The 13889-nt window shown below is 68.8% G+C and carries 9 protein-coding genes; 4 read left to right on the forward strand and 5 right to left on the reverse strand.

Features of this window, described 5'->3' with window-relative positions:
• Positions 1-10 precede the first annotated feature (10 nt).
• Together ACFFRH_RS34550 and ACFFRH_RS34555 are read right to left on the reverse strand one after the other, a co-directional pair.
• Positions 11-361 carry a hypothetical protein gene (locus ACFFRH_RS34550; RefSeq protein WP_386161603.1) on the reverse strand — a complete coding sequence of 117 codons (351 nt, stop codon included), beginning with the start codon at positions 359-361 and terminating at the stop codon, positions 11-13.
• 1355 nt (positions 362-1716) lie between these two features.
• Positions 1717-2967 carry a hypothetical protein gene (locus ACFFRH_RS34555; RefSeq protein ID WP_386161604.1) on the reverse strand — a complete coding sequence of 417 codons (1251 nt, stop codon included), beginning with the start codon at positions 2965-2967 and terminating at the stop codon, positions 1717-1719.
• 420 nt (positions 2968-3387) lie between these two features.
• On the opposite strand from ACFFRH_RS34555, the gene ACFFRH_RS34560 reads away from it, so the two are divergent.
• Entirely contained in the window at positions 3388-6537 is a 3150-nt protein-coding gene (locus tag ACFFRH_RS34560; protein ID WP_386161606.1) for an FG-GAP-like repeat-containing protein, read from the forward strand.
• A 230-nt stretch (positions 6538-6767) separates the two neighbouring features.
• Positions 6768-6944: a hypothetical protein gene (locus ACFFRH_RS34565; protein ID WP_344745923.1), complete on the forward strand. Its 177-nt coding sequence runs from the start codon at positions 6768-6770 to the stop codon at positions 6942-6944.
• Here ACFFRH_RS34565 and ACFFRH_RS34570 read toward each other — a convergent pair whose 3' ends face one another.
• Complete coding sequence (locus tag ACFFRH_RS34570; protein WP_386161608.1) at positions 6945-7115, reverse strand: hypothetical protein; 171 nt, start codon at positions 7113-7115, stop codon at positions 6945-6947.
• Positions 7116-7944: 829 nt separating this feature from the next.
• On the opposite strand from ACFFRH_RS34570, the gene ACFFRH_RS34575 reads away from it, so the two are divergent.
• Complete coding sequence (locus tag ACFFRH_RS34575) at positions 7945-9861, forward strand: hypothetical protein (protein ID WP_386161610.1); 1917 nt, start codon at positions 7945-7947, stop codon at positions 9859-9861.
• 1106 nt (positions 9862-10967) lie between these two features.
• Here the strand turns inward: ACFFRH_RS34575 and ACFFRH_RS34580 are convergent.
• Both ACFFRH_RS34580 and ACFFRH_RS34585 read right to left on the reverse strand, forming a co-directional pair.
• Complete coding sequence (locus ACFFRH_RS34580; RefSeq protein WP_344745920.1) at positions 10968-11738, reverse strand: hypothetical protein; 771 nt, start codon at positions 11736-11738, stop codon at positions 10968-10970.
• A gap of 531 nt (positions 11739-12269) precedes the next feature.
• Complete coding sequence (locus ACFFRH_RS34585) at positions 12270-12584, reverse strand: putative quinol monooxygenase (protein WP_344745919.1); 315 nt, start codon at positions 12582-12584, stop codon at positions 12270-12272.
• Positions 12585-12707: 123 nt separating this feature from the next.
• Here ACFFRH_RS34585 and ACFFRH_RS34590 point away from each other — a divergent pair, with 123 nt between their 5' ends.
• Positions 12708-13382 (forward strand): TetR/AcrR family transcriptional regulator, encoded by a 675-nt coding sequence (locus ACFFRH_RS34590; RefSeq protein WP_344745917.1) that lies wholly within the window; start codon positions 12708-12710, stop codon positions 13380-13382.
• The last annotated feature ends 507 nt before the right edge of the window (positions 13383-13889 follow it).

Consider the following 13889-nt stretch of genomic DNA (forward strand, 5'->3'; position numbering starts at 1 on the left):
CTTCGTCCTCCTACGCCGCCATGGGGCGACGGGCTTCCAGCAGGCCGCGGGCGAGGGCGGCGCCGCGTCTCACGTCCGCGGTCGGGGCGGGGCTCCCGCTCCGTGCTGTGTCGCCGCACCGGGAGCACACGCCGGGGGAGGGCACCGGGCGCCCGCACTCGTCGCACTCGGCGCGGGTCACCGGCCCCGGAGTCGTCGAGACGACGGCAGGAGCGGGCATCTTGCTCCGCAGCCGGTGAACGATCAGTTTCGCGGGGGAGTGGACCTCGTCGGGCAGCCCGACGGTCAGGACCGTCCGGATCTGCGCCTCGGTGCCGCCCCGGGCGAGCCACTCGGCGAGGAGGGGCAGCACGGGAGCCATCTCGGACTCGCCGACGGTGAGCCGGGGTTCGGCACGGCCGAGGCGGGTGAGGAGCGCGACCTCCGGAACCGTCGGTCGAGAGATGGAACCCGGAGCCGTCGTCCGAAGGACGGAACCCGGCACCGTCGGTCGAGGGACGGAACCTGGAGCCATCGGTCGAAGGCCGGTGCCTGACGCCCTCGATCTGGGAGCGGAACCTGGAGCCATTGGTTGAAGGCCGGTACCTGGAGCCATCGGTTGAGGGACGGAACCGGGAAGTGTCGATCCATCCTCGCCGTCCCCTGTCGGTGGCCGGGTGGATCGCGCGGGCTCGCCTGGCGCGCACTCGCGGGGGAGGGGGGTGGTTTCTTTCTCTTCTTTCTTCACTCCCGTAGGGAGAGCGCTCGGTTCGCCGGGACTCGGCTCACCGGGTCTCGGCGAACCGAGACGCGGTCTGACCTGGCCTTTGATGTCTTGACGGCCATCTTGGGGGGTGTCGTAGACGTCCACCGCGGTGGAGATCCGCCCTGACGCGTTCCGGACGTGCTCGCGGACCAGGTAGCCGTGGGTGATCAGCTCCCGCATGGCCCGCGCGATGGCCTGCTGGCCCTCGGGGTTGCCGGCGGCGAGAGTTTTGATGTCCTGGCGGATGTTCTCGGGATGGGACAGAAGGTAGGAGAGCAGACCGCGTGCGGTGAAGGACAGCCGCCGATCCCTGAGACAGGAGTTCGGCAGGACCGTGAAATTGGCCGTGTGCTTGCTACGATGAATTCGCATGCGGATGTGTTCTCCGTGTGCCATGTCCCGGGGGTGTTGGCGCACCCGCCGGGGCTTTTACTGTTGCGACACGAAGAGTAGCCCTGGGTGACGGTTCGGTGGGCCGTAATCGCTGCTCGCGTTGCGTGACAATCCCCAGGTCCTGAGGCTTTTGTTCCTCTCGCCCAGCTTCGCGACGCCCGCTACCGCAGCCCGGCCAGGTCCGGCCGATCGGGTCTAGAGGGCCGGGTGGCGACAGACCGTCTCCGATCCGACCGTGGACCAGGTTCATGGCGAACGTCGGCCCGGGCGACGGGGCAGCGTGTTCCTGTGCGGCTCGTAGTCGCGTCACCTCTGCCCTGATGTGAGGGCGCCGCGGAACCGCAGTGCCGGTCGGTGGACACGGCGAGCCGGACCGGGGGTTCCGCTGACCTTGCCTGACTGGAGGCCGTCGGGGACGAGCATGCCGAGATCATCGACGGCCGGCCCGGCCACCCGAACCTCATGTTCCTCGTGGATGGCCCCTACCACCTCGGGGACTTCTTTCCTCCTCCCGTCCGAGCCGGCCGTTGCGGGAAACAGGCTCCGGAACCCGGACCTTGTTTCCCGCAACGGCGCCCTCACCTCTCCCGGCTCCTGTAGGTGGCCCGCAGGTCGATCAGTTTCTCCCTCGCCACCTCGTCCAAGGCCCGGCGCCGATCCTGGTCCTCCTCCCAGGTGGCTTCCGCGCACAAGACCCTGGCCGCCTCGTGCGGTTCGGCGTCGCGCACCACGTACCAGACGGTGTCGTCGTAGCCGCGCCTGCCGTGGTCGCGGCGCAGGACCGTCACGATGCCGGAGACGAGGATCTGCCTGGTCCATGGGTTCCTGGCCAGGATCTGCCGATCCACCCTCAGCCCGTCGTCCATGAGTTCGCCGCCGAGCATGTCGTCCTCCCACCGCCACACGCGGCGGCTGACGCCCGCCGGCGCGTACAGGGCGCCCCGGCCTTCGACGGGCACCGAGAACGTGTGCGTGCCGCCGCGGCACAACTCCTTGGCGATGCGCTCGCCGTCGGCGTACTCACGCAGCTGATCCTCACCCAGGTCTTGCTTGGACAACGAGCGCCGCTGCGCCTGCTCGGCGTAGTAGCGGTCGATCAGCGGATCCTTGAACCGTCCCGCACGTGCCTGCGGCGGGGTGCAGGAGGCCGGGGTGAGGTCCGCGCCGTCCGCGATGTCGACCCCGGCCTCGCGCAGCAACTCGTGAACGGTGACGCCCCTGTCTTCGGCCTTGCGGCGCCACCTGCGCAGCCGGCCGTCGAAGGTGTCCAGGTCCGGGTCCGGGCACAGTGACGCCCAGTCCGCCGCCGCCGAGACCGGCACCGGCACCTTCCGGCGCGCCGGAGGTTGCACGAGCTGCTCGGGCTCCAGGTCGATCGAGTAGTACAGAACGCCGCGCGCGATGTAGGTGAACGGCGCCGCGTGCGTGATCGGGTCGAAGACATCCCGGATCGGCCAGAACCTCAGCAGCCACGTCTCATCGCTCTTACCTGTGCCATGCCCGTCGCCCGGCTCGGGTTCACGCAGGTACATGTCCACGCCGTACTCGAAACGCGGCGGCCCGATCAGGAAGTCGTGCCCCCTGCCGTCCGCCATCGACGCGATCGCGACCACACCACTCTCCGCGACGAACGTCGCGGAACTGACCGGCGTCCAAGAGGCGTCCGCGGTCCCCGGCTCGGCGTCCCAGGACTCCAGGCGCACGGCCGCGACGAAGTGGTAGATCTCGTCGGTGGGAGAGCCCCACGACGGCAGGTCGGTGCCGCTTAGCCCGAACCTGTTGTACTCGACATAAATTTCGTCGTCGAGCCTGCGCAGCAACTGTGCCATGTCAACGCCTTCGCCTTGTTGATGATCATCCTGGCTTGGCGGAGTATGACCCACCGCACTGACAATCCGAGGCTACGTGCGCATCCGTCGCGCCGGCATCCGCGTCGTCCACGCGGGACAACGCGGTGGGCATGTCCCAGAAGACCCATGTGCGGTCTCGACGCGGCGATTGCCGGTCATGGTCGCGGTGACGGCGGTCATGGTGAGCAGGAGGCCGGCGGCGGCGTATGCGCACATGAGGACTGACCCCGTTTTGACCGCCCAGGTATTCCTCCGTTCACCCCGCCTTCACCGTTCGAGGACACGGGCGGGTTTTGATCAACCTGCGCTCCGACGCGTGGCCGGAGGAAGAGCACAGGTGGAGGAACCTTGTCGGCATCCCGCAGCAGGACGTTCACCCGATTAGGAAGAAGAGGCAGGGTGCTGACCACCCTCCTGGTCACCCTGTCACTGCTCCTCCAGGTGGGCTTCCAGCCCGTCGCGCAGGCCGCGACCTCGATCACGCTCGACTTCCCGATGCCCGAGGGGTTCGACCGGGCCGACCTGACCGCGTGGGCGGCCGATTTCAACAACCGCAACGACCTGCTCAGCGAGACGATCCAGGAGGAGATCGCCTCGCATCCGGCCGACTTCCCCGGCGCGGAGGACCTGGAGCCGCGCGAGTTCGACGGCGCGTTCACCGTGACCGGCGGCGGCCTGTCGGTCACGATCGAGGCCGACGTGAACATCAACGACCTGACCTGGTGGGAGGAGGTGCTGATGTGGGTCAGCGTCACCGCCGGCGGCGTCGTCTTCCGGGTCGCGTGCGTCCTGACCCTCGTCCCCGTGATGGCGAACCCGAACTTCGCCAAGGGGATCTGCGCGGGCCTCGCGGTGATCATCAGCAAGGGTCTCGTCCTGCTGATCACGGCCCTCAAACACGGGCCGTCGGACGACTGGCACTTCTGGGAGCGGGCCCTGGTGGGACTCGTGCTGGAGGCCCTCACCGCGGCCATCTGGGACGCCTGGTTCGGCCCGTGGACCACGAAGAACTCGTGGAGCTCGGTCTTCGAGAAGATCGGCGCCGGGTTCGAGTCGGTCGCCAACACGATCTCGCGCTGGTGGGGGTCATCCGCCGGCTTTTTCCGGGCATTGAGCACCGTCGTGCGTGGACGCGGCCCCGGAACCACCCAAAGCACCATAGAGCGGGCCATGGAGCTGGGCTGGATGCCTCGAACGACCGCCCTGCGCGTGCTGCCGCTGGGTGACTCCATCACCTACGGTGTCGGCGGGAGCCCCGGCGGCATCGGCTATCGAGGCCGCCTCTGGGACCTGTTGCAGGACGACACGAGATCCCTGGACTTCGTCGGCTCCGTGGACTCCGGGCACGGCAACATCCCTGACACCGACCACGAGGGGCATCCCCGCTGGCGGATCAGCCAGATCGACCAGCTGGCGGCCGAGTGTGCGATCAACCGCTACCGGCCCAACGTCGTCATCCTGCACATCGGGACCAACGACCTGGCCAACGACGAGGACCCCGACACGGCCCACCTCCGCCTGGGCGCCCTGGTCGACAAGATCACCGACATCTCGCCGCTCACCACGGTCATCGTCTCCAGCCTCGTGCCGTCCACGGACGAGAGAGACAACGCGCTGATCGCGATGTACAACGCCAAGATCCCGACCATCGTCAACGGCCTCCGCGCCAAGGGCAAGCGCGTACGGCTGGTCGGCAACGGCGCCCTCGGTTTCACCAGGGCCGACCTGAACGACTCGCTCCACCCCAACAACTCCGGCTACCGCAAGATGGCCGACGCCTACCACAGCGCGATCAACGCCGCGATGGACGAGGGCCTGATCATGCCCCCGCTCCTCGGCGACGACCGGCCGTGCACTCCGGAGCCGGGCAGTCCACCGCCCTCGGGCCCCGCGCCCGCCGGCTGGGACTACGTCGGCAAGATCGCCTCGGTCTCCGGCACGACCCGTGAACAGGTCCGCTTCGCCGACCTGAACGGCGACGGCCGCGACGACTACCTGGTGGTCGGCGACCAGGGCCAGGTCAAGGCCTGGTTCAACAACCGCGCGGGTCAGGGCGGCGGCTGGGACTACCGGGGCGAGATCGCCTCCGGCGTCGGAGCGACCCGCGACAGGGTCCGCTTCGCCGACGTGAACGGCGACGGCCGTGACGACTACCTGGTGGTCGGCGACCAGGGCCAGGTCTCGGCGTGGCACAACCAGGCGGGCGGCGGCTGGGCGGCGCAGGGCCAGATCTCCGCGGGCGTCGGTGCCACCCGCGACCAGGTGCGTTTCGCCGACATCGACGTCGACGGCCGTGACGACTACCTGGTGGTCGGCGACCAGGGCCAGGTCAAGGCCTGGCTCAACAACGTCAGCGGGGGCGGATGGGTCTACCGGGGCGAGATCGCGACGGGCGTCGGCGCCACCCGCGACCAGGTGCGCTTCCACGACCTCGACGGTGACGGCGACGACGACTACCTCGTGGTCGACGACCAGGGCTACATCCGGGCCTGGCTGAACAACGTCGGCGGCAACCGGCCATGGGTCTACCAGGGCGCCGTCGCCGGCGGTGTGGGAGCCGGGAGCGCCGCGGTGGCCATGGCCGACATCGACGGGAACGGCCGTGACGACTACCTGACCGTCAACGACGCCGGCGAGGTCGGCGCCTGGCTGAACGACCGCTTCGGCCGCCCCGACCCGTGGGACTACCAGGGCCAGATCGCGAGCACCGACGCGCCCCGCCAGCAGGTCAGGTTCGCCGACCTGAACGGCGACGGCCGTGACGACTACCTCCTCGTCGGTGACCAGGGTCAGGTGAAAGCCTGGCTGAACGTCCGGGAAGCCGATCGGGTCGGCTGGAGCTACCGCGGTGAGGTCGCGTCCGGTTCGGGCCTGCGCGACCACGTCCGCTTCGCCGATCTGAACGGCGACAACCGTGACGACTACCTCGTCGTGGGTGACCAGGGCCAGGTCACGGCCTGGTTCAACAGCGGCACCGGTGATGCCGTCGCCTGGGCGAGCAAGGGCCCGCTCGCCTCGGGGTCCGCTCCCCGCGACCAGATCAGGTTCGCCGACATCGACGGGGACAACCGCGACGACTACCTCGTGGTCGACGGCGAGGGCAGGGTCCGGTTCTGGCGCAACATCGGCACCGGCGACAGTGTCGCGTGGAACAGCCAGGGCGAGATCGCCTCCGGCGTCGGCGCGACCGGTCCCACGGTGACCTTCGCCGACGTCAACGGCGACCGCCGCGACGACTACCTGGTTCTCGGCGACTTCGGCCAGATCCGCGCCTGGACCAACAACCGGGGCGGCTCCGGCTCGGCCTGGCTCGCGGCCGGCGAGATCGCCTCCGGCGTCGGCGTGACCCGCGGCAACGTCGGCCTGGCCGAGATCAACGGTGACCGCCGGGCCGACTACCTCGTCCACGACGGTCTGGGCGGGGTGAAGGCCTGGTTCAACAACGGCGCCGGCCTGGGGGCGGCGGCCGGCACGACCACGCCCATGCGGAACGACCCCCAACCACCCCCGCCCGACGGCCTGCCGCTCTGCGTGGCGAACCGGTGCTGACGACCTGAACCCGTCCGGTCGAACAGCCGGTCCCGATGTGTCAGGGCCGGCGCGGGTCGGAGCTCATCGGTTGTCGCCCGGGAAGCGACTGTTCCGGTGACGTCTCACATCCGCGCCGCCCTCTCCGTCCGCTCAACGAACCCCTCCTCCGTGAGGGGCGCGCGGTCAAGGACGAAGCCAGACCTGTCCGGGGTTCCCGGCCTGTTTTCACAGGTCAAAGGATTCTGATCTTGGCAGAGGCCGCCGCGTGGTGCGTGGAACCGGAATGCGTGGGCCGCTTGGCGCTGAACGGCAAGGGCTTGGCGCGCATGGTCAATGACATATCGCCCGATTTTCGCAATGTTCTTACTCAACGGGAACGCAGCGGATCCGTCGCCAACAGTTTCGGCGAGGTGTTCGCTGTTTAATCAGGGGAGGAAGTATATGGGCAGGTCAGTACGCATAACGTGGCTCACTGTGGCGGCGGCACTGGGGATGCTTTTCTCCGCGTCTCCGGCGAGCGCGGCGGACGTGACGGTGGTCGTGTACGTCAACGGAGCCAAAGCCGGCTCCGGTACGTCATACAGCAACAGCACCATGGTTCGAGCCTGCGACGTCAGGGCCGACAACCTCGGCATACGTACGGAGTACATCACCGCCAAGGGACTACGCGACTCCGTCGGCGACGGCAATGGGTCCGCTGACGGCTGTGGGTCGGAGCGACCGGCCGACGGCGGCAGCATCGATCAACTCAGGGTGTGTGCCGGCTCGGGCACCGCAAACTGTTCGCCCTGGAAGCGCGGATACTAAACGGCTGGAGAAGGCCGCCAGGACGGCTGTCGGGCCATCGTGAACGGCGTGCTCGGAATACCTTCGGCGTCTCCTTGTCCAAAGGTACTCCGAGCACGCCGCCGAAGGCCTGAGCGGCTGTTGGACGTGGCCGGCGTCGGGGGCGAGCCCTCGACGCCGGCATCGTCACGGAACATCCTGACCTGAGGGTCTGTGCGAGCCGGGTGGTGTTCCGGTGGGGGATCCCCCACCGGAACACCACCCGGCTCCTCGTTGTCGGCGGCACCGGAGTTCAAGGGCGACAACAACGCCTACCGGCCAGTCATGGACGCCATCGAGTTGCCGGCCCGCTACGCGGAGGTGAGTCCGCCGGGCAAGGAGCCCAAGCACTCGGAGCAGGAGCGGCCCGCGGTCGACGCGGCCGGCCGTTTCTGTGCGGCCGGCGAACCGGTGCCGCCGCCCTCCCACCGCCAAGGGCCCCAGCCGACCACCAAGCCGCCCGCGCCTACCTGCGCATGCAACGCGACGCGGCCGTCACCCGAGCACCCCGGCCGGCGGCCGCCGCATGAGCATGACGGCCGACCGCGCCGACCGCGCCGACCGCCTTTTTCGGATCCGGCCAGGCGTTATGGTCGTTATATGATCTTTGAGGGCGTTGACGACATCGCGTGGGGTGAGCTCACTTACGCCTACTGGGGTCGCTGTGACGTGCCCGCTCTCTTGCGCTCTCTTCTCGTGGGGGACGAGGCGTTCGAGGCAGCTGATGAGCTCCTCAACGAGCTTCATCACCAGGGCGGCTTCGTCTGCACGGCCGCCCCGGCGATCTTGCCGTTTCTCGTGGAGGCCGCCGGGTCGCCGCGCGTCTCGTGCCGTCCGCAGGTGCTGGAGATCCTCGCGCGCCTGGCGGGGACGGCTGCGGTGGTGGCCGCCCGCTTCGTGGCCGCCGATTGGTCTGGGGCGTGGGCGCGGGCGCGCCCCGGCTTGCTTGCCCTGCTCGGTGATCAGGACCCGGCCGTTCGGACAGGGGCGATCTGGGTTCTTCGCGAAGACACCGAGAACCCTGACGAGGTCGCCCAGGCGCTCGTCGCCGGGTGGCCCGACCCCGACGTCTCGGTTCGGACCGACATGCTGCTCGCTCTCGGCAGCCTCGCGAAGCGCCTCTCGGCGGCAGCCTTGCCCGAGGTCCTCGTCTTCCTCCGTGACCAGGGGGAGGGCGCTGATACCCACCACGCGATGTATGCGACCCTCGCTTTGGCCAAGGCGCTGCCCGGCCGCCCGATCCCCACCGCCCCGATCATCGCGGGGCTCACTGCCGAGCCCGTTGCGCTGCCGCACAGCAACCTCGCCTCGCGCGACCCCGACCACGCGAGTGGAAACGTGCTGCGCGATCTCGACCGGCGCAACGGCGAAGCGGTCTGCCTGGCCCTGCTTGCCCGCCCCGAACAGCGCCTGCGCGTCGCGGGCGTCAACGCGGCGGTCAAAGCGCTCCTCCACGCGCGCGCGCCCGGCCTGCTGTCCGCGCTGCGCGGTTGTGTGGAGACCTTGGACGATCCGGCTCTCGCCTTGAGGATCCTCGCCGCGCACGCCCGTCGCGAGGACGCCCGCGACGCCGACCTCATGGCCGCCCACCTGGACGGGCCCTGGGCGAACATCGCGTTGTGGGGCCTGGCCTGGTCCGGCGACGACCGCGCCGTCCCCGGCCTCCTGGACCTGCTCGCCCGGCGAAAGACAGGCTTCACGCTCTACGGACAGCGCACCGGGAAGTCCGGCTTCTGGCCGAGCGCGCCCTCACTCGCGGAACTGCTGACGCCGTGCGCGCCCTGGGCGAACTCCCTGACCCCCGCGATCTCCCCGCACCTGCACCCGGACTGCGCCGATGACCTGCGACGCTCTGTGCTGGAGACCCTCGCGCAGTGGGCCGCCACACAGACCGCCGAGGTCGCACGGGTCGTCCCGGAACTGACCGCGCTCCTTGAGCGCGGCGAGTGGGGTCAGGCTGCTACGGTGCTGGGCGAGATCGGTCCCCAAGCAGCGCACGCCGCCCCCGAACTGGAACGGCTGCTCGGCACGGGTGAGCGGCGGACGCTCATCGAGATCGCCTGGGCGCACTTTCGGGTGAGCGGCGATCCCGAGCCCGCCCTGCAGATCCTGGGCCCCCGCCTCGGCGAGGACCACCACGTCTCCCGCCGTCTCGGGGACCTCGGCCCGCACGCCACCGCCCACGTTCCGACACTGCGACTGCTGGCCCAAGCCCTCGACCACTGGACGGCCCACGAGGCCGCCCACGCCCTCATCAAGATCACCGGAGATCCGGGCGAGGGCGCCCACATCCTGATCCGCCCGATCGCCGAACTTCTCGAAGGCCGCCCGCTCCCCGTCGCGTCGGCCGCCGCCCGAGCCCTCACAGGCATCGACGCCCTGTCGGAGGGCCATCTGGCCATCATGGGAGATGTGCTGGCTGACGACCGCCGCCACAGCTACTGGGGCGGCGTCACCGCGATCAGCGAGGACCTGGAGCTGCGAGCCCTGCTCACACAGCGGCTATCACGCCTCTGAGCCGCTTACGATGGGTCAGATCGCCGGGCAACGCGGCCGGCGTATGGGTTTTCCGGCCTTTTCTGCCTCACGACCTTTGGGGGAGGATCGGTACGGAAATTGGCGGTAGGGATGCGAGGAGAGGCCTTCCAGCAGCTCATGGCATCGCATGTTGCCCGTCATGTCCCGGCCGAATCCGATCGATGGTGGACCTGGTTTCCGGAACACCGTAGGTAGTGAGCTCTACCGCTAATTTCCGTACCGATCCTCCAAGTGGTCCCGAAGGCCGGTTGGCGGCGATTCGGGAGTTATCTTGGGTAGTCAAGCGAAATAGCTGGTCAGCTGCTTGAAGGTATGTCAGGCACGTCGGGCAAGTAGGTTCGGCACGACTCTGTTGATCTTGCTTGATGGTCAGCCGGCGAAGACCCCGGCAGCGGCGGCCGGCGGGGTCGTGATGGTCAGGGTGGTGCCGGGGTTAGTCACCCGCGTCGGTTGCCTTCGGAGGCTCGGACTTGGGGCGGTGCCTGAACTGTCTGGATGGTCTCCTCCGCTGACGCCTCGACCTGGAACGCCGTGCGCAGACCGGCCGAAGACGGGGAGCGAGCCAACGATCCGTCCGCCTGGCGGTGCCGGCGGGCTCCTCGTGGCGTTCGCTGGATACGGGCAGGAAACGTTTCGGTCGAAACGTTTCCTGGACACCCGTTCGAGGACCGGGTACCGGCCGTGACGATCGCCGGCGGTGGCCAAGCTTCGGTACGGGCTGGGGCGATCGCCGCCGCAGGCCTCCTTCGTCGGCCCCCTGTATCGAGCCCGATGGGCGTCTGAGGCAGCGTGACCGCGGAAACGCTGAGGTACGACATGTACGACCGGGCCCGAGCGAGATCCTTGAGAAAGGACTTCCGGTTCCGGAATACGGCGGAAACGGGCCGCCGGAGGCCCCCTGACAGAGTCAACGCTCTCCAGTCTTGGACTGACCGACCTGCCGACAGGGCGACCGAAGCGCTCGGCCAACATCCTCGGCCGGCCAAGCTCGGTCGCGCCCGCCGCGGCGTCGACGGCAGGCGGCCTCACGCCGTCCGCCGTCCGGCCCTGACGGGTCTGCCGCTCCCCGGCTCGCCGTGTGTTCTTCAGGACGAGTGCGGCCCTGCCAAGAGCGCGCCGACCTGGACGACCGCGAACTCGACCTGGCTCTGGCCCTCCTCCCAGTTGGCGATCAGCGTGCAGCCCTCGTCGGCGAGCAGGTCGCCGCCCGACCGCTCGGTCCGCAGGTACATCAGCCCCTCCTCGCCTTCGGTGCAGAAGAAGCTCAGGTGGGCGAACAACTCGGGCGGCATGAGGTCGGCCAGCGCCTCCTGCCACTCCTCGGCCGCCTCCGCCTCAAGGGGAAGGAGGCTTTCGGGGCCCGTGCCGAGCGCGGTGGCGACCCGCATCGCGTCGAAGAGCGTGCCGTCCGAGACCAGCCGCGGGTGGCAGACGGTCCAGGTGTCGCGCAGATCGGACGCGGCGAGGTCGTACCGCGCCAGCAGGGGAGCCAGGTCGCCGCCCAGGACGAGCCGGCCCGCGAAGCACGCCGCCGCGAGATCCGCCTCGAACTCCGGCGGTAGCCCGGCCTTGTCGAACTCGAAGACCGACCGGCTCGCGTCGAACTCCAGCAGCGGCTCGTCCAAGTCGAAGACCGGGCAGTCCCAGACGACCGGCTCGGCGCCGCGGAGGGCGGCCGGGTTCACCCAGGCGGTGTCCCGCGCGAAGCCGAGCTCGTCGATGAGGTTGCCGCCGAAGAACGTCGCATAGCTGGCGTCGGCGTCGAAACTCGCCAGCGGACGGCCGAGCAGGATCTCAAAGGCGCCGGTCAGTTGTTCTCGCCACGGGCCCGAAATGTTGGCAGAAGCGGAGTTCATGCCGGGACCATATAGGCCGGGCCCATCATTGCAGACCGGGTTCGTCGGAAGCGGGCCAGCGCGTCGGCCACTGAGATGGAGTGTCCACGCCGTCGCACCGACGATTTCGGGAGTTCCGGGGGACCTCGCCTGGCATGCCGAGCGTGACGTGCAGGTCCGGCCGGACGCGGCCCGTTTCGGGGCATGACGAGCATCTGAGCGAAAAGTCCCGTTAGCAGACCAGAGTTGAGCGACTTGTCGTGACTTTCCGTTCGAATGCGTCTCGCCGAAGGCAGGGGCAGACCAAGTAGGCTCCCCGCTCCCGAAGGTGTCCCCAGCCGCCGGGTAGGTCTTGATGTGTTCCCCCCGTTGTCCGAGGAGGCAGCGACGGCGCGCTCTCACCGCCATGGCGACGAATCACATCGCCACCGCGCCCCCACACCCAGACCCACGCCCTGGTGGCCAAGCGGCTGAGGAGGGGCGCGCATCGGGTGGCGTGGTGCGATGTGACCGCCCGTCGTGAACATGTTCGCGGCAGGCGGCCTGGCCGGCTCAGGACGGGTCGGCGGGCAGAGCGGAGTACGGGTGGACCGGAATCCGCATCGGAGGCTCGGCCAGGAGGCCGATGATCTCGTCTCGGAGTTCGTCAGCCAGAGGGCCGTTCTCGTAGGCGTCTTTGGCCTCCTCGGACCTGAACACCTCGAAGTTCCAGAGCACGTCCGGGTCTTCGTCTTCGCGAGCCATGATGAACCGGTCGGAGGACCCCGACTTCTTCATGCCGGCGGTGGCCAATTCGAACAGCTGGTCGCCCAGTCCGGGCTTGGCGCGCATCTTGATGATGTACGCGGGCTGGTCCTGGAGTGCCATGCCATCTCCGATCTCTTCCGTGTACGCCGTTCGGTGGGTACCTGGCCCGGCCTTCGACGCGTCCCGCTTGGAACGTTGTTCCAATAGAATGGAACAACGTTCCATCCGTGTCAAAATGGACGTATGACGACAAAAAAGCCGCGGGCAGAGCGGCGCGGGGACGCGCTGTCGAAGGAACGCATCGTCCGTGCCGCGGTCGAGACCCTCGATGAGGGCGGGGAGGACGCGCTGACCTTCCGGGTGCTGGCGAATCGTCTGTCGACCGGGCCTGGAGCGATCTACCACCACGTCGCCGGTAAGGACGAGCTCCTGCGCGCCGCCACCGACGAGGTCATCGCTCACGTGACGACTGGGCCGGTCACCGGTGGCGAGCCGGGTGAGGCGATCCGCGCCATCATGCTCGGCGTGTTCGATGCGATCCACGCCCGCCCGTGGGTCGGTGCGCAGCTGTCTCGCGAACCGTGGCAGACGGCGATGCTGCAGATCTTCGAGAGCGCGGGCGGTCAGCTCGCAGCCCTCGGCGTTCCCGAACACGCGCAGTTCGACGCCGCCTCCGCGCTCGTGAACTACGTTCTCGGCATCGCAGGACAGTCCGCTGCAGGCGCCCGCGCCCTGCCACGAGAGACGGACCGGTCCGCGTTCCTTGAAACCATCGCCGCTCGGTGGACGACACAGCACGACGCCGCGAAGTATCCGTTCGTGCATCAGGTCGCGGCACAGTTGGCCGAGCACGACGACCGCAAGCAATTCCTCGCAGGCATCGACCTTATCCTCGCCGGGATCTCGACCATCCGTTAGCGGCCGTACACGGCGACTTCAGCTCGGCGCGGCGTAGAGCTTGGCCATGGTGCCGAAGCCGGTGAGGTGCCCTCCGCTCCCGGCGGGAACCGACCCTCCTGTCAGCTCCTCCGGCTCCCGCTCCCGACGCACTCCAACCCGCCCTCCACCTGACCGTCTTCGACACGAACACGATCAAGCAGAAACCCCACCCAGCCAGCCACATTCACCGCTCCGAAACGATCACGAACCGCAATCGTGATCTCTCACTCCGCTACCTGGCGGCTGGGGACATGTTCGGGAGCGGAGGGCCAAGTACGTCGGAAAGGGGCAGCAGCAGGTGTCATGCGGACCGTTGTGCCGCTCGGCGAGGGCGGGTTTCGGCGGTCTGCTGCCGAACGGTCCGGGGTTCCGGTGGTAATGGCGCGGGATCCAATGGATATGCCTTTCACCTGCGTTTATGCGGAGGTCTCAGGCTGATGGGCCAGACCTGAGCCCTGTTGTCCATGCAGGCCAGAGGCATATTCG

This window comes from Streptosporangium vulgare, from assembly GCF_042428775.1.
Taxonomy (GTDB): domain Bacteria; phylum Actinomycetota; class Actinomycetes; order Streptosporangiales; family Streptosporangiaceae; genus Streptosporangium; species Streptosporangium vulgare.